The sequence below is a fragment of the Granulicatella seriolae genome (assembly GCF_024543085.1).
Taxonomy (GTDB): domain Bacteria; phylum Bacillota; class Bacilli; order Lactobacillales; family Aerococcaceae; genus Granulicatella; species Granulicatella seriolae.
Window position 1 is genome coordinate 320,931 of record NZ_JANHNZ010000001.1, and the last position, 17,740, is coordinate 338,670.

14 protein-coding genes are annotated in these 17,740 nt (G+C 36.0%); 3 read left to right on the top strand and 11 right to left on the bottom strand.

Annotated features, from left to right (window positions below):
* Window positions 1–9: 9 nt before the first annotated feature.
* The 8 genes from NPA36_RS01460 to NPA36_RS01495 all read right to left on the bottom strand — a co-directional run bounded on the left by NPA36_RS01460 (window position 10) and on the right by NPA36_RS01495 (window position 9,507).
* Window positions 10–1,500: a type IV pilus modification PilV family protein gene (locus NPA36_RS01460; RefSeq protein ID WP_256944340.1), complete on the bottom strand. Its 1,491-nt coding sequence runs from the start codon at window positions 1,498–1,500 to the stop codon at window positions 10–12.
* A gap of 13 nt (window positions 1,501–1,513) precedes the next feature.
* Entirely contained in the window at window positions 1,514–2,824 is a 1,311-nt protein-coding gene (locus NPA36_RS01465) for a VWA domain-containing protein (RefSeq protein ID WP_256944341.1), read from the bottom strand.
* 16 nt (window positions 2,825–2,840) lie between these two features.
* Window positions 2,841–3,317 (bottom strand): type IV pilus modification PilV family protein, encoded by a 477-nt coding sequence (locus tag NPA36_RS01470; protein ID WP_256944342.1) that lies wholly within the window; start codon window positions 3,315–3,317, stop codon window positions 2,841–2,843.
* A gap of 117 nt (window positions 3,318–3,434) precedes the next feature.
* Complete coding sequence (locus NPA36_RS01475) at window positions 3,435–3,884, bottom strand: prepilin-type N-terminal cleavage/methylation domain-containing protein (protein ID WP_256944343.1); 450 nt, start codon at window positions 3,882–3,884, stop codon at window positions 3,435–3,437.
* A gap of 89 nt (window positions 3,885–3,973) precedes the next feature.
* A complete protein-coding gene (locus NPA36_RS01480; RefSeq protein ID WP_256944344.1) occupies window positions 3,974–5,191 on the bottom strand; it encodes a type II secretion system F family protein in 1,218 nt (405 codons plus the stop codon).
* A 10-nt stretch (window positions 5,192–5,201) separates the two neighbouring features.
* Complete coding sequence (locus NPA36_RS01485) at window positions 5,202–6,260, bottom strand: type IV pilus twitching motility protein PilT (RefSeq protein WP_256944345.1); 1,059 nt, start codon at window positions 6,258–6,260, stop codon at window positions 5,202–5,204.
* Window positions 6,257–7,936, bottom strand: coding sequence for a GspE/PulE family protein (locus NPA36_RS01490; RefSeq protein ID WP_256944346.1), 1,680 nt, complete (start codon window positions 7,934–7,936; stop codon window positions 6,257–6,259). Before NPA36_RS01490 ends, NPA36_RS01485 begins: the two co-directional genes overlap by 4 nt.
* Window positions 7,937–8,289: 353 nt before the next feature.
* Window positions 8,290–9,507, bottom strand: coding sequence for an AI-2E family transporter (locus tag NPA36_RS01495; RefSeq protein WP_256944347.1), 1,218 nt, complete (start codon window positions 9,505–9,507; stop codon window positions 8,290–8,292).
* 170 nt (window positions 9,508–9,677) lie between these two features.
* On the opposite strand from NPA36_RS01495, the gene NPA36_RS01500 reads away from it, so the two are divergent.
* Window positions 9,678–10,706 carry a lactonase family protein gene (locus tag NPA36_RS01500; RefSeq protein ID WP_256944348.1) on the top strand — a complete coding sequence of 343 codons (1,029 nt, stop codon included), beginning with the start codon at window positions 9,678–9,680 and terminating at the stop codon, window positions 10,704–10,706.
* A gap of 111 nt (window positions 10,707–10,817) precedes the next feature.
* Here NPA36_RS01500 and NPA36_RS01505 read toward each other — a convergent pair whose 3' ends face one another.
* Window positions 10,818–11,336, bottom strand: a complete 519-nt coding sequence (locus tag NPA36_RS01505) for a PTS sugar transporter subunit IIA (RefSeq protein ID WP_256944349.1) — start codon at window positions 11,334–11,336, stop codon at window positions 10,818–10,820.
* Between the two features lie 656 nt (window positions 11,337–11,992).
* On the opposite strand from NPA36_RS01505, the gene NPA36_RS01510 reads away from it, so the two are divergent.
* A complete protein-coding gene (locus NPA36_RS01510; RefSeq protein WP_256944474.1) occupies window positions 11,993–12,814 on the top strand; it encodes an undecaprenyl-diphosphate phosphatase in 822 nt (273 codons plus the stop codon).
* A 160-nt stretch (window positions 12,815–12,974) separates the two neighbouring features.
* On the opposite strand, the gene NPA36_RS01515 is transcribed toward NPA36_RS01510, so the two are convergent.
* Window positions 12,975–13,592 (bottom strand): histidine phosphatase family protein, encoded by a 618-nt coding sequence (locus NPA36_RS01515; protein ID WP_256944350.1) that lies wholly within the window; start codon window positions 13,590–13,592, stop codon window positions 12,975–12,977.
* Between the two features lie 272 nt (window positions 13,593–13,864).
* Between NPA36_RS01515 and NPA36_RS01520 the strand changes: the two genes are divergently transcribed.
* A complete protein-coding gene (locus NPA36_RS01520; RefSeq protein WP_256944351.1) occupies window positions 13,865–15,736 on the top strand; it encodes a heavy metal translocating P-type ATPase in 1,872 nt (623 codons plus the stop codon).
* Between the two features lie 354 nt (window positions 15,737–16,090).
* Here the strand turns inward: NPA36_RS01520 and NPA36_RS01525 are convergent, their stop codons facing one another.
* Window positions 16,091–17,470 carry an aspartate kinase gene (locus NPA36_RS01525; RefSeq protein ID WP_256944352.1) on the bottom strand — a complete coding sequence of 460 codons (1,380 nt, stop codon included), beginning with the start codon at window positions 17,468–17,470 and terminating at the stop codon, window positions 16,091–16,093.
* Window positions 17,471–17,740 lie beyond the last annotated feature (270 nt).

A 17,740-nucleotide genomic window follows, 5' to 3' on the forward strand; every position in this document is an offset into this window, starting at 1 on the left:
CCTTTTTTTCTATTGTGCAGTGAATTCATATTTATTCCTAAAATAATTGAGTAGAGTACTAAGTTCGTTATCTGTTAATGCCTTATTATAAATGGCAAGTTCATTAATTGTCGTATTACCAGAGATTTCTATTTGTCCATTGCTAATATTATGTGTTGTCGTACTTCGGCCACTATAATAACGAGTTGGTAGTGTACGAGAATAAATTATTATATCGTTTAAATAAAGACTGACCGTAATGCTATTTGTCCCAGCTGAAACCTTAGATATCAATGTTTTATCTTGATTATCATTGATTGAAGTTGAAAATTTTTGAGTATTATTATTGCTAGCAATAGTGTAATCAACTGAATCTACTTGGAGCTCCCCATTGTCTAAAAGAGCAACTGTCCAAAGAAAATTCTCATTAAAACGGAGTGTTAAAATATTTCCTCTTTGTTTTTGATTTGTTAATAAGAGACCTACAGTGGTTCCTTTAGAAAAATCATTATTAGAGAAAAGCAAACGTTGCGCTCCTTCTACTACTATTTCTTGTCTTTCTTGCTTAATTAATGGTTCGTATATTCGTCTGACAGCGATTGCTTTGTTAGCCAATTCTTGACCGGTTATATAGTTTTTTAAATCTGTATTTTGATAGTTTTGACCATCAGAAGGAATCATTTGTTTTTGCTCACCTGTTATCTTTTGTAAAGCTAAGTCTGCATCAATATGTACCCTTAACCCAGAAAGAACAGGCAAGCCCATTATCCATAATCGTTGACCTTCTTGATAACTACCTACCCTACCTCTAGATGAAATCGGTCTAGCAGAAAAAGTCAAAAAGCGTCCTAACATCGCTTCGGTAACCAATACACCTGATTGATTCCCACTTATTTTTTTGAAATCTGTTGGATTAAGTGGTAATGCTGTTTTGGGACTTATTGAAGTATCCGTTAATATAGATTCTTTTGGTAAAATGGTTCCAACTGTAACGACATCTACTAATTTTTGCTCTTGATTTGTTTCAATATATCGATTGCTCAAAAACCATCCTGATTCCAGAAAAAGTTTTACACTAGAATCGTAATTTAGTGTATAGGAGGCTGATGCTGTTGTTTCCCCTAGATAATAATAATCTCTATCTCCAACCTGAATCTTCATATCTTCGGGTATAGGAAGCTTAATTTCTTTTGCATTAGCAACAAACAAATTAATATTGTAGCCTCCCGAGGTTACATGACTTAAAGTTGTTCCTTTAACCTTTATTGGTACTTGACTACTAGAACCTACTTTATAAGTAAAATTAGCTATAACATCTCCGTTACTCCCATTTTTCTTAAAATCAGCAAGTTTTTCTTCAATATCTGCTTGAATTTCAAAGTTTTCAATATTTCTATCTCTTAAGAAGTAAATACGACTAAATCCATTAGAAAAAAACGAAAGCATACCTACAACAATGATGACTAACATAATCAAACTAATGATTACTTCTGTCAAGGTAAACCCTTTTTGTTTCTTCATGACATATTCCTCCTTATGGACCTACTAAGAACCACATATCTTCGCTTATCTGTGTTTTAATCTCTTCAAAAACAGCTTTTAATTCCTCACTTGATGCTGCATCAAAATATTTAGCATCAACAAATCTATTCTGAATAGCGTTTGTTAGGTTAGTTCCTAATTTTTTATCAGCTGCATCCCCAGAAAAACCAATTACGTTTATTCTTCGAACACCAGCTGCATACTTCTCAGATACATACTTAGAATATGCGATTGGGTTTACTGGATCATTATCTGAAGTCCGATTATAGAAATTTCCTGACTGACTTACTGTCATAGGGTCATTTAATACAAAGTATCCTTGATAAAGTGAATTATATCGAGAATAGGTTGCATGCGTGGGTACACCATCCGTTAAAAGCACAACATATCGAAGTTGACTTTTCTCAAACGATAAACTAGTTAAGCTATAGCGTAAGCCATCTCCTGGGTTGGTTCCCCCTGTTGGACGCAACAAATTAATCGCATTTATTATGGAATCTTTATTTTCCCCAACATTTATAAAGTCTTTTTCAACATAGTAGGCATTAGATTGAAATCCTATTAAATTTACACGTACTCCACCAACCGTAGACAGGTTATGAATCATTTCTTTTGCTTGTTCTTTCAAAACAGTCATTCTTATAGGATCTGATGGGTTTCTGTAACGCATGTTAAAACCCATTGAGCCTGAACTATCTAAGACAAAACTTATTGAAACATCAACTGCTTCATTAATTTCATCATCTCGATAGGCAATTGCGATTCCTTTTTTTGCTGTAGCTACTTTAGAAAAAATTTGTTTAGCATTCAATGATGAGATAGCGGATTCAACATTTATCTCATGGCCTCCGTCAGCATATTGTCCATGTAAACTATAGTTTACTAATCGATTATCTTGGTAATCTTTTTCAGGAACAAAATTTAAATCATAAGAGACATCATAAATTGATCTTGATAGAACACGCTTATTCCATGTCTGATTCGTCTTATCCCAGATAAACTGTAGGACTTGCTTCTTATCATCAGACATTCCTATATAATTCCATCCCTTAGTAAATTTTATCCCATTGCCATCATATTTTTGATCATCTAAAATAAATACAGCTGTTGCATCCTGAATCGCTCGGTCAACTGATAACATTGTCGTTCTAACGTCCGCCTGAATTGCTGCTTCTTTATCAATGAGTTCTCGACCTTGTAAAGCTGTTCGAAATACCGAAGCGATTACAAGCCAGAGCATTCCCATGATCATGATGGCCACGATTACCTCTGTTAATGTGAATCCTTTATGTTTTGTTTTCATATAAATTCTCCTACGACTAGTTATCTACCCCACCAGATTCATTACGAATACCATTAGTTTCCCAATTAAACTCAACAACATGTTTATAATTATCTTCGCTTAAGCCTATCTTTGCGATTGTTTCAATGGTGATATTGTAACGAGATGACATTTGAGAACCAGGTTCAAACTTACCTGTCATTGTTATTTGAGCAGTACCGTTCTCAAACACATGGTTAGCTGTCACTGCAGTAGTTGATTTGTCTTTCCCCATGGCTCGATTTTCAAATAGTTTATATAAATTATTATTACCATCATTCTCGTAGTAAGCTCCTAGAGCTAACTGTGTCCCTGAGGTAGCTACATATTTGGCATTCATAAACTCTGTTACACGTAGGGTTTGAGCATTGGCCGCTTGGATTGTCGTGGCAATAATGCCAGATAATATTGCAAGAACAACTAGTGCAATAATCACCATGGGTAAAGTAGACCCTTTACTTTTTCGTTTTTTCACCTTTTTCACCTGCTTTTTGATATTTCCTAAGAGCTTTTCTAACTGGTGTAGAAAAGCTCTTAGGAAATATCCGACTGCGAACAGTCGGAGTAGAGTTTTTAGTAAAATAGTTAACTATTATGGAGCAGCATCAGGACCAAAATTATATACTAAAGTAAATTCTGCATCGTTTTGTCCTGCAGGAATATATGTTGATACAATGGTAGTACCAGTAATTGTATGCGCAACATCTTGACCATTATGTGCCAAAGTATCTTCCAGAGTTGCTGTACCTTGTAAATTCATGAATGGTCCTAAATCCTCGTTAAGATTATCCAATTCCTCAGCTGCATTTGTTGGGTCAGTGCTGTTTGCGATAAACATTTGTGCTGCAGTTACTAATTCTCTGTGTTCTGCTTGAATACGTGCTCTGCGGGCACTGTCTTGGAAGGAAGTGATACGTGGGATGGCAATTGCTGCAATAATTGCAATAACTACGATAACCACAATTAACTCAACCAAGGTAAATCCTTTTCCTTTTTTCTTTAAATTTTTACGCATGTTCTGTAATTTTTCTAACATTCTCATTTCTCCTTATCCTTTTTATTCTTTTTATTTCTGTCCAAAGATTTGGACAGGTTAATTGGGAGACTCTACAAACTCCCAGTTCAACCAAATTAAGAGGTCCCCATCTTATAAACTGCATTATTGATTTCAAACATCGGGATCATAACTGAAGCTACGATAACTCCAATAATAACACCCATGACAATAATCATAGCAGGTTCCATCAGGGAGAGAAGTTGTTTGATAGCCGCTTCAAGCTCTTCGTCATAATATGCTGATGTTTTATTCAACATAGTTTCTAAAGAACCCGATTCTTCTCCAATCTTGACCATTGACAACATCATTGGCGGGAACAGGCCAGTTTCTGTCAACATAGTAGTCATTAACTTCCCTTTCTGAATTCCATCATTCGCGATTTTTATTTTTTCAATCACAACTTCATTGTTTGTTGTACGAGAAGCCGCATCTAGGGCTTCAACTAAGGGGATTCCGGCACTGATTAAAGTAGCCAAGGTACTAGAAAAACGTGCTGTTACAATCTTTTGCATTGGTCCCTTGATAACTGGGAAATTTAATTTTAATTGATCCAAAAATCTTTTCCCGGTATAAGTTTTTCTAAAACGAGTAAAACCTACTACTATCGCTATCATTATCCCGAGAAAGATATACCAGTATGCTTGCAACCAATTACTAGCACCAACTACTACTCTTGTAAGAAAAGGTAATTCCATGTCTGCTTGTTCAAAAATACCGGCAAAACTTGGGATAACCATGTATAGTAAGACGATAACCGCACCAAAAGCTAAACATGCTAAAACAATCGGATAAATCATAGCCCCTCGAACTTGATTATTTATTTTAATTTCTTTGGTATAGTGTTCAGACATCCTTTCAAGAACTTCGTCTAGTCTTCCGGTTTTTTCTCCAGATTCTATCATTCGTAAAAGTAACTCCGGGTAAAGACCATCTTGTTTAGCCATTGCATCAGATAACATATTTCCTTCTTTTAGCTGGCTATCTATTTTTTTTAAAGAGGTTTTGAGAACTTTGGATGTTGCTTGTGTCTCTAAAATACCTACTGCGTTGTTCAACGGCATACCCGCACCTAGCATAACAGATAGCTGCTTACAAAAAAGAGAGAGGTCCTTGACCTTAATTTTTTTTGTATTAAAGAGTAAAATCTCTTTGGATCCAGCAGGTTTTTCTACAACATTGATTGGTTTGCCCTTGAGTCGAAGTTGCATTAAGGCTTCTTGTTTACTCTCAGCCTTAATTTCAATATCGAAGACTCCTTTGCTATCTACATATCGGCATGCATAAATTGCCATAATACCCCCCCTATGCTAAAGTCGTTAATTTTTCTAGACGTTCACGGTCTACTGAATAGGAAAGCAAGGTTTTCTTATCGATGATACTTCTTCTGAATAGATTTAAGAGTGAAGTATCCATAGTTATCATGCCTTGTTGTGCTCCAGTTTGAATCGGTGTTAACAACTGATGGGTTTTTCCTTCACGAATCAAGTTTCGTATAGCTGGAGTTGATAACATCACCTCAAAAGCTGCTACACGTCCTTTTCCACCAATTGTTTGCATCAATTGTTGGGATACTACACCTTCTATTACGGAGGATAACTGTACACGGATTTGTTCTTGCTGTTCTGCAGGAAACACATCGATGATACGATCCATCGTATTTACCGCTCCAATAGTATGAAGAGTAGATAAAACCAAGTGACCTGTTTCTGCTGCACGTATGGCAATTTCTATTGTTTCCTTATCCCGCATTTCCCCTACCAGAATGACATCCGGATCTTGACGGAGTGCCCCTCTTAAGGCATTGCCAAAACTCTGGGTATCACTACCTAATTCTCTTTGGTTAATTAAACATGTTCTATGAGTATGCATGTACTCAATAGGGTCTTCAATTGTAATAATATGCTCATTACGGGCATGGTTCATATAATCAATCATTGTTGCAAGTGTTGTTGATTTTCCACTACCAGTAGGTCCGGTAACTAGGATTAAGCCACGACGTTTTCCAGCTAACTGTTTGATTACATTGGGTAGCCCTAGGTCTTCCATGGAAGGGATTTGATTAGGAATAACCCGTAAGGCTATACCGATATTATTTTTTTGTTTAAAAATATTTACCCGTAACCGATACCCTTCGCCAGCCTCATGAGCACAGTCAACTTCACCAACTTCTACTAAATGAGCTAGTTGTTTCTCATTTAATATTTCTTTAGTGAAGCCAATTGTATCTTGCGGCGTCAAAGCCTCACCAACAATATCTACTAATCGTCCGTGTAGCCTCATGGTTGGGTTCGCACCAACAGTTAGATGGATATCTGAAGATCCCGCTTTGATAGCTTGTTCAATTAAATCATTTACTTTCATTCTTGTTCTTCTCCCTCAATACTATGCGCAATTTTCATTGCTTCCTGAATAGTGGTAATCCCTTTTTTTACTGAATTCATAGCTTCTTGAGCTAAGTCATTCATCCCATATTTTTTAGCAGCATCTTTAACATCATTGGCTGTTGCTTCTTGATTAATTAAATTTCTAATTTCATTGGTGATAGGCATGATTTCATGGATGGCAATTCTGCCGAAATATCCTGTTCCATTACAATAGTTACAACCTGCACCTCTATATACAGTATCACCAGCATTTAGTCCAAAAGCAGCATAACGATTGGAATCAAGTTGGTAAGGCTGTTTACACTTTGGACAATTTCGTTTGATCAACCGTTGAGCAATAATTCCTACTGTAGCCGTTGATACTAAATACGGTTTTATTCCCATGTCCACCAAACGATTAATGGTACTAGCCGTATCATTTGTATGGATAGTTGATAGTACAACGTGTCCAGTGATTGCTGCTCTAACTGCAATACTAGCTGTTTCTTCATCTCGAATTTCTCCGAGAAGTACGATATCTGGATCTTGACGAAGAATACTTCTGAGCCCGCTAGCAAATGTAAGCCCCGCTTTTACGTTCACTTGTACTTGATTGACCCCATCTAAGCGATACTCAACAGGATCTTCAACGGTGATAATATTTTTCCCGATATCATTTAATTCACGTAAGGCGGTGTAAAGGGTTGTTGTTTTCCCACTACCTGTGGGTCCGGTTAAAAGGATGATACCTTCTGGAGCTTTTAGAATATTATTAAATAACAGTTCATTGCTTTTCGAAAATCCTAATTCTTCCTTACTCAATAAGGTGGCATTTCTATTCAGAATCCGGATTACAATTTTCTCTCCAAAAACGGTTGGTAAAACTGATACCCGCATATCTACTTCTCGACCATCTATAACTGTTTCAATTCGTCCATCTTGTGGAACTCTTCGTTCAGTAATATCCAAGCCACTCATGATTTTTATTCGCGTGGCTATTGCTGAATGTGTTTGAGGTTTTAGTTGCATATTCTCTACTAAAGTTCCATCAACCCTAAAACGAATACGAACTTTTTTTTCGAAAGGTTCAATATGAATATCACTAACTCGCGTTTTAATTGCCTGGCTTATGATTGAATCTACTAAACGAACTACTGGAGCATTCTTTATCTCTAAATCTTCTTCAGCACTTACTTTCTCAATGCCAAGCCCTTCAATTTCAGTTGCAGCTTGTTTAGCATCTTCTCCTTGACTATAAAATTGGTCAATATATTTAAGGATATCTTCCTTAAACGAAACGTATGGTAATACATCCATCTTTGAGGCAATCTTAACATCTTCAAGCGCTATGTAGTCTTTTGGATCCGCTGTTGCGACAATCAGCTTAGGATCGTATTCTCTAGTCAGTGAGATAGGAATAAGCGTATGTCGTCTGGCAATTTTCTCATTTATTTTTGCTACAGCTTCATTTTCTATGGTAAATTTCGCTAAACTAACATAAGGTGTTTTATAATAATAACCAAGAATTTTTAATAGTTTCTCATCTGTAATATAGCCTTGTCTAACGATATACCTCTCTACCGATTCACTAGTAGAATGCAAGGCCTTCTCAATTTCTAACCGCTGTTCATTAGTAATTAACGAATAATTCTCCAGAATATCTATTAATTCCATATCAACACCCCCATTCTTGAGTCTCTGTCTATAATATATAGGCCTATTTTAATGCACCAGATAAAGATTAGTCAATTATATTTCTGAAGTTTTTATGTATAAAAAATATTTTTTCACTATTTTTCTGAAAAATATCAATCACAGTTCACATAATAATATATACTATGCAATTATGTCTAAAATATTTATATTTATATATACTTTTAGTACGTTATTTGTATTACTTTTAAAAAATAAAGCGCTACATTTGGGTGGCAGATAGTTCAGAGTCTATTTTCTGAGTTTTTATGAATTTTTTGTGAACTTGTGCAGCAAAAAAAGCTATTCTCTTTCTTTGAGAATAGCTTTATTGCTTATTTAGTAACTTCTGTTGTATTCTCATCTATCTTCGGCTTTTGAAATTGAATCGAAGTTTCTACATCTGGATATAGTCCAGAATAATCTTTGTACCAAGCAAATAAATGAGTGGTAAAGACTTTTATAATGGCGTAGCCAGGGATACCTAAAATCAAACCTGTCAGTCCATACATTTTTCCGGCTGTTAATAAAATTACCAAAATAGTTACTGGGTGCATTTTTAAGCTGTTTCCTAAAATGAGCGGTGAAAGTATTCTACCTTCAATGGTTTGTTCGATAACGAAGACAATCAAAACTTGTAGAAGCATCATTGGAGAGTGTACAAAACCAACAATAATAGCGGGTACCATTCCGAAAAATGATCCTACATAAGGAATGATATTCAAGATTCCCGCAAAAAAAGCAATAGCTAATCCATATTGTAAACCAATGATGGAATATCCAATCATAAACATAACAGCAACCGCAAAAGCAACAGTGATTTGTCCACGAATATACTGACTAATCTGAGTGTTCATCTCAGCAAGAACTTCAGTAATTTTAGCCCGTGAAGCCGTTGGGAATACTTTTGAAACAGATGGCAAGATACGATCCCCATCCGTTAACAAATAGTAGAGTAAGATAGGCATAGTAATCAGTCCCACTACTAGGTTTCCTACAACTCCAAAAACACTACCAATACCTGAGAAAGTAACATTCAAAATATTATTCATTCGTTCTGTTAAGGTCTGAAGAAAGTTCATATTGATATCTTTTAACTGAACTTGTAATTGAGATAAAAATTCACTTTTCATCAAATCAGATATTTGAGCTGAAATAATTTCAAAATAACGTGGGGTTTGTCCAATAAATTCCATGATTTGTTGCTGCAGGATTGGAATGATACTAAATACTACTGCTAAAATAAGTAAGACCAATAAAACCAACATAATCCAAACGCCAATCCGTTTAGGGACCCCATGCTTAGTCAGTAGATCCATCCCAGGTTTCATCAAATAATATAGTATACCAGCAGCAACTACTGGAAATCCGATAATTTGTACAAAGGAGCCTATTGGTTGAAAAATATAGGCTATTTTTGTAAAGACCCAGATATTTATAAGAACAAGTAAAATGATGAGTAAGACACTAACAAATTGATTATTGACGACCCATTTCCATAGCCAGGATGGTCTTTTGTAAGTCTGTTTATTCAAACTGCGCTCTTCTTCCATCTTCTTACCCCCATTTACATTCGTTTTATGTTTTTAGTGTACCATATTTCTAAGGTATTTTTATAGGAGTTTGGCCCTTTTTACAAAAAAATTTATGCTATACTATAAGTATCAAATGGAGAGAGACTTTCTCCAAACAATTCCAATTATGACTACCGAGGAGGATTTTTATGAAAGAAAAATTTTATTTGGGTACGTATACCAAGCGTGAAAGTAAGGGGGTTTATTCTATTGAATTAGATACAAGTGCTAAATCCCTTGGAAATTTAGTGTTAGAAGCAGAGGTGGATAGCCCAACCTATGTTACTTTAGATAGCAGCAAAAATCTTTTGTATACAGTTTCTAAAGAAGAGGGTCTGGGTGGTGTGACTTCGTTCAAACGTGATACCACCGGACAATTTGTCAAAGTAGACCAAGATCACTTTGAGATTGCGCCTCCTTGTTACATTAGCCTTGAAGAAAACTCTTCCTTATTGGTAACCTCAAACTATCATGCCGGTTCAGTTGTCCTCTATCAAACCGATTCAAACGGCAAACTAGACCGACTGGACCTAGTAGAACACACTGGATCAAGCATTCATCCTAACCAAACCAAACCACATGTGCATTACTCCCAACATACTCCTGACAATCATTTTATTATTGCTTGCGACTTAGGAACTGACGAAGTGATAACTTATAAAGTAAGTCCTGATCAAGAATTACGTGCTATCGCTACTTACAAGTCAAGTCCAGGTGCTGGCCCTAGACACATTGTCTTCCATCCAACCTTATCCATTGCCTACTTAATCTGCGAATTAAATGCAAGCATTGAAGTCTTATTCTACGATACTAATACTGGTGAATTTGTGTTAAAAGACCGTGTAGATTTACTAAAAGATGACAACCAAGAGAAATGGGCGGCAGCTATCCGTATTACTGCTGATGGTCGTTTCCTCTACGCATCCAACCGCGGCTATGATGTCTTAGTATCCTACCTAATTCACCCAGAAACTGGTTTATTAACCTTTATCGAAGAAGTGGCAACTTACGGTAAAGTTGCTCGCGACTTTAACCTAAGCCAAAATGATGACTTTATTGTTGTAGCTCATCAAGAATCAGATAATTTGAGCTTATTTGAAAGAGACTCACAAAACGGTAAGTTAACACTGCTTGAAAGTGACGTTTACGCTCCCGAAGCAGTTTGTGTTTATCTGTAAAAATAAAATAAAAAAGTAGCTAGCTTTATGATATGGCTCCCCCCTCACTAAGACTTTATTCTTGTCTTAGATGAGGAGAGCGACTCATGAGCTAGCTGCTTTTTAAATGTTTTATTGTGCTTCGACAGAACCGATTTGGTCTTTTCCTACTGCTGTTCCTTCAGTAACTTCAAAAGATTTTACTTTATCCATATTGGTCAATACCACAACCATTGCGGTATCTTTACCAGCATCTGTAATGGCTTGTAGATCAACTGTTGAAATCAGCGTTTCAGGAGTAACCTGGTCACCTTCTTTAACAATTGTTTTAAATGGTTCGCCTTTCAATTCAACTGTATCCAAGCCCATGTGAAGTAAAACTTCGATCCCATTTGGCGTTTTGATGCCGACAGCATGTTGTGTTGGGAACACATTCATTATTTCTCCAGTAACTGGTGAAGTGATAATGCCATCCGTTGGCATAACAGCAAAACCATCTCCCATGAACTTTTGTGAGAACACTGGGTCATTTACTTGTTCAATCGGAATGACCTGTCCATTAGCAACTGCGTGTAAGGTAAATAATGGCTCAATAACAACTGGTTCTACTGGTGTTTCTTCTTTTTCTTTTTTCTTAAACAATCCAAACATATGATTCATCCCTTTCTATTTTTCCCGACTTTTGCACTTGAATGAAAGAAAACACCACCAAACCCCTTGTTACTAAAGGGTTTTAGTGGTGTTTTTATTTTTTTAAGAGTATATATACAGTTTTTTCAAGTTTTTAATGTCATCAATGAGGAATTCATTTCATTTTCAATATTTTTACATAGTCTTCAGTCAAAATTACTCTGTTTTCTCAAATGAAATAATAATTTTATGCATCTAAATTTGATAAATACTTATATCTTATAGGATAAATTTATCAAAAATCATATGATAAATTAGCTTTTTTATCAAAAAATAGTAAATTTATATACAAAACTTCTATTTAACCATTATAGCAAAACTACTGTATATATACAAGTGTTAATTGATTATATTTTGTGTAACCCTTGTGGCTGTAGGTGTTTGTCGACTTATTTTTTCCTGTAAGTGCAAAAGTCGGGGGTGTTTCTTCTTTTTCTTTTTTCTTAAACAATCCAAACATATGATTCATCCCTTTCTATTTTTCTATACCTTATGATACCATACTCAGGCATCTTTCTACATCAATACCCTTTAAGAATTGGTAAGATTTCTAGCCAAAACCACTTTAAAGAAGTATACTATCACCTAGAAGAAAATTTTGAGGAGTGAAGTGTGTGATAAGTATTATTGAACTGATAAAAACGATTATTCTTGGAATTGTAGAGGGTATTACTGAGTGGCTGCCTATTAGTAGTACGGGGCATTTAATCTTAGTGGACCAACTCATTAAGTTAGATGTCAGCAGTAGGTTTATGGATATGTTTAATGTGGTTATTCAATTAGGGGCTATTATGGCCGTAGTCATCCTCTATTTTGAAAAATTAAACCCATTCTCTGCTAAAAAATCTAGCTATGAAAAAAAAGAAACGATTACCCTATGGAAAAAAGTTATTGTGGGCTGCCTTCCTGCTGTAGTTCTAGGACTCTTAATTGATGACTATATGGAATTATATTTCAACAAACCGATTGTTATTGCAATTGCTCTTATTGTTTATGGTATTTTATTTATTGTGATTGAACGTCGTCATAAGCCTGAAGATACACATATTTCTACGTTTGAAGAATTAGATTATGGTACAGCTCTTAAGATTGGGCTATTTCAATGTCTTTCCTTAGTGCCTGGTACTTCTCGTTCTGGTTCAACGATTATTGGTGGGCTTTTAGTTGGTACGTCTAGATATGTTGCTACCGAGTTCTCTTTCTTCATGAGTATCCCAATTATGTTTGGGGCAAGTGGTTTGAAATTACTTAAATTTGGTTTCAACTATAGTATGGCTGAAATTATTATTTTATTAGTAGGTAGTTTAACTGCTTTTGTTGTTTCTATCTTTGCCATCAAGTTCTTACTCAACTACCTAAAACGCAACGACTTCCAAGCGTTTGGTTGGTACAGAATTATCCTAGGTTCCATTATCATTCTTTGGATACTTTTTGCTTAAAGATACGTAAAAGCTGCTACAATCTAAATATGATTGTAGCAGCTTTTTATGTGGTAAGAACTCCAAGCTAGCTCCTTATTTCGTCACAAAAGAGACCATACTTTGTTAAACAAAGTAAAATCTTTTATCCAGTTCTCTTCAAATCATTTATTATCTTAACCTAAGGAAGCAGGTTAAAAATCTGAACTGACTTAGTTCCGTCTTGACTCACCTCTACGACACTAACACTACCATTATGGATGATGCCATCTTTTCTAATATCAGGCAGTTCCGCTCCTTTTAAAGATTGTAGGAGACAGGTCAACATGACACCGTGTCCCACGATCAAATAGTTTTCATCATCGTTATAATCTAACTCTTCTAAAAAAGACTTCCCTCTAGCAAGTAGAGAGCGGTAGTCCTCGCCGCCAAATTCTGATGGGTCATAATCATTAGGATAGTACCGCAGATTTTGCACTTGTGGATGACTAAGTAAGGGTTCAAATAATTGCCCTTCCCATTGTCCAAAGAAAATTTCTCTTAAATGCTCATTATAAAAAATTGGTGTAGTATCTTGAAGCTCTTGGGAAACGATGTGCTTCATTGTATCAATAGCTCTTTGTTGAGGACTGACATAGATTTTGGAAAAAGCAATGCCCTGATTCTCTAAAAAAGCTTTCGTCTTTCTCAACTTTTTAATTCCTTCTTCTGTTAATGGAGAATGTGTATTACCTCCATTGAAGCGCTGTTGAGTATTGTTTTCTGTGATACCATGTCTAATAAAATACAATTTCATCATAAACTACCCCACCATCTTTCATTCTTCTATTAAATGCCTTCCTTTTAAAACAAATGTATTCATTAATCACAGTTTACCAAACATTCTTCTTAAATTGAATTTTTTAGCCATATCCAGACAACAGAAAATAAATTTGTCCACTTTATGATAATTGAGAATGACATTCAGTCCCATTAGATGATAATTACTATAATCTAGGGACACTAGCTGATATACTTAGGTTGGATAAAAGAGAATTATTCTAATCCAATTTATTAGTGGAGGTTACGACTATGAATACATTATTAAAAAATAAATCCATGCAACTAACCATTATTAGCGGTTTCTTAATTCTTTTAGGAATTATTATAGAACAGACTAGCTTTGCCTTTTTAGCCCCATATATTTTTATTCTTTCATTTATAATTGGTGGCTATAAGCAAGCTGTCAACGGCTTTAAAGATACCATTGAAAGCAAACGGCTAAATGTGGATATCTTAATGGTTCTTGCAGCTATCGGTGCTTCAATCATTGGTTATTGGCTAGAAGGCGCTTTGTTAATTTTCATATTCTCCTTAAGTGGTTCTTTAGAAGAATATGCGATGAACAAAAGTACCCAAGCAATTACGGCATTGATGAACCTTCAACCAGAAACAGCAAAACGCTTGAAAGACGATGGTTCCATAGAAGAAGTCCCTGTCGCTAGCTTACAAATCGGTGATAAGGTTCTTGTTCCTAAAGGTACCAGCGTTCCAATTGATGGTGAAATCCTTCAAGGAACTAGCCTATTTGACGAAGCTAGTATCACAGGAGAATCCATTCCTGTAGATAAAGGGGCAAGTGATTTAATCTTTGGTGGTACCATGAACTTATCTAACGGCATCACCATGACTGTTACCAAAAATCCCGATGATACCTTGTTTGCTAAAATCATTAAGTTAGTAAAAGAAGCCCAATCAACACCCTCTAAAACTGCTACACTTCTAAACAAAATTGAAAGTGTTTATGTCGTCATCGTTTTAATCTCAGTACCAATTGCTATTGCCATTTTCTACTTTGGACTTCATTGGACTTGGAATGAATCCTTCTACCGTGGCATGGTATTATTAACAGTTGCCTCCCCTTGTGCCCTAGTGGCATCCGCTACACCAGCTACCTTAGCTGCCATTTCAAATGGTGCTCGTCAAGGAATTCTCTTTAAGGGCGGAGCTTTCTTAGAAAATTTCGTGCAATTAAATGCCATTGTTTTCGATAAAACAGGTACGCTGACACAAGGACGCCCACAAGTCACCGATATGGTATTAGTGAATCATATCAACCAAGATACCGTTTTTAGCTTGGTAGCCGCAATGGAATCAACCTCAACCCATCCAATTGCTCAAGCCATCATGACCTATATAAACCTTAAGCCACAAGACTACGCCCTTATCACAGACTTAGCTGATCATACCGGTTCAGGATTATCTGCTAATTTCTTAGGCTCCGAATGGAAAATCGGAAAATTAGATTTCGTTAACTCTGAGTCTTTGACTGCTGACGACAAGGGAACTATCGTCTCCCTACAAGAAAGTGGTAAAACCTTGGTATTTGTCCAAAAAGACAATCAGGTCGTCACCTACTTTGCACTTTTAGATATGCCCAAAGCTGGTGCTAAGGAAATGCTGTCTTATTTTAACCATCAAGGCATCGAAACCATCATGATGACCGGGGACAATCAAAAAACTGGTCAAACCATTGGCAATCAAATTGGTATTTCACAAGTGTTTGGTAACTGCTTACCAGAAGAAAAAGTTTCAAATCTGCAAAATATACAAAAAAAATACCCTGTTATTGCCATGGTAGGCGACGGAATTAACGATGCCCCAGCCTTAGCCAACGCCAGTATCGGTATAGCCATGGGTGGCGGAACAGATATAGCTATTGAAGTTTCTGATGTTGTGCTAATGGATGACCACCTAGACAAATTAAGCTATTGTCACAAGCTATCTGCGAAACTCAGAAAAATCACCATACAAAATATGGTCTTCTCCATTTGTGTCATTCTCTTATTAATCACAGCCAACCTATTCCAATATATCAACCTCCCATTAGGAGTTGTTGGACATGAAGGCTCCACAATTCTAGTTATCCTAAATGGTTTAAGATTATTGAGAAAAATTGATTAGCTTTTAGAAGGATTATTAAAGAGTGGGACTGGAAGAATAATCCGGATTACAATAAAACAAAAGAGTTTCCGAGAACTGTATCAGAAATAGCGGTGTAAAGCACAGCTGACGCACAGTGACTGTTTCGGCTTTAGCCGATTTACAGTCACGTAGACAGCTAAGACCGTGAGACCAAGGCTCACGGCGGTGCCACCGTTCTCATTTCTGATACAGTTCTCGGAAACTCTTTTGTGATTTAGAAATAAATTATATACTTTACAGACTTCTTGCTCAGTCCCACTCTTTTAATACCGAAAGAAGATTTACCTATTCATAAATTTTCCAGTTTTCAAAAAATTTGCGGCCTACTCTCAATTATTTTTCCATTAATTGATAGTCAACTTTTTCTTCAAAGAATTCTTCATAAAGTGCTTTGACAGCAGCCTTTTCGAGGGATTCTTCAATACCAAACATCATAGAAACCTCTGAAGCTCCTTGGTTAAATACTTCTATATTGATTTGTTTTCTTGCTAGGGCTCTGGTTACTCGTGCAGTTGTACCTACCGCGTTGATCATCCCTTCACCGACCAACATGATCAGACACAAATATTTATTCACATATACTTGGTCAGCCTTCAGATCCGTTTTCAATTTGTTGAGAAGAGCATCAACATCACTCTCTTCCAATTGGTCAGCCCTCATTAAGACAGTAATATCATCAATACCCGTTGGCACATGCTCAACACTAATCCCAAAGTCTTCAAAAATTTGCAAAACACGTCTCAAAAAACCAACTTCATGGTTCATCAAGAATTTTTGAATATAAATGGAAATAAAACCAGATGAGCTAGCAATTCCCGAAATTGTATATAGAGAACTGCCTTTACCACGCAAAATATAAGTTCCATTCGTATCGATATTGTTGGTATTTCTGACATGAACCGGAATACCAGAAGAAAAAGCTGGATACAAAGCTTCCCCATGTAGAACTGAAAAACCAGCGTAGGACAACTCACGCATTTCACGATAAGATAAAACATCCACTGGTAAAGGATTTTTTACGATTCCCGGATGGGCAACATAGATTGCATCTACATCCGTAAAATTCTCATACAAATCAGCTTCCAGTGCTTTAGCCAGAATGGCCCCTGTAATATCAGAACCGCCCCTAGAAAACGTTACGATATTTCCCTCTTCACTCACACCAAAAAAACCAGGAAAAATAACTACTTGAGGAATATCCAAAAGTGAAACCAGTTCGTCATAAGCTTGCGGTAAAACTTGAGCATTGCCCGGCTCATCACTAACTAGTAATTTTGCTTGGCTAGGACTTACATAAAGAGATTCTAGTCCTTGCTCAGTAAAATATGCAGCAATCAACTTGGCATTATTGTCTTCTCCGCTAGCTTTATAAGCATCCAACAAATACGCTTCTGGTAAATCATCTCGCTGCCAAAGGTCTTGGTAATGTTGACGAATTTGGGCCATAACAGGACTTTTAATTTTCAATTCTTCTACAATCGATTGGTATCGTTCTAATATTTTTTCTAAAATTACAGTTCCGTCTTTTTTTTCGATATGAGAATTGGCTAATTCAATCAATAAATCAGTCACTTTTTCATCATCGTTATTTCGCTTTCCTGGAGCAGAAACAACCAGAATTCTTCTATCCGTATCGCTCTTCATGATATCAAATACTTTTTTTATCTGATCACCACTTGCCAATGAGCTACCGCCAAATTTTGCTACTTTCATGGACTGATTCCTACCTTTACACAAAAATTTAATACCATAAGAATAACAAACCTATTTAAGCTATTCAATAGAATTCTTTTATTTGCTAATGAAATTTTAACTATTTTTTCAGAATACTAAAATCCCTATCTAGACAAAATTTACTGAATAAAAAAGTAGGATTAAACAAAAAGTCTGAAATAAAAATCATTCTAAATCATAAAATAGTCCACAAAAACCTATTAAAAACAGGAGGGGGCTGGGCAAAAAGTCTGTAATAAAATAAAAAAA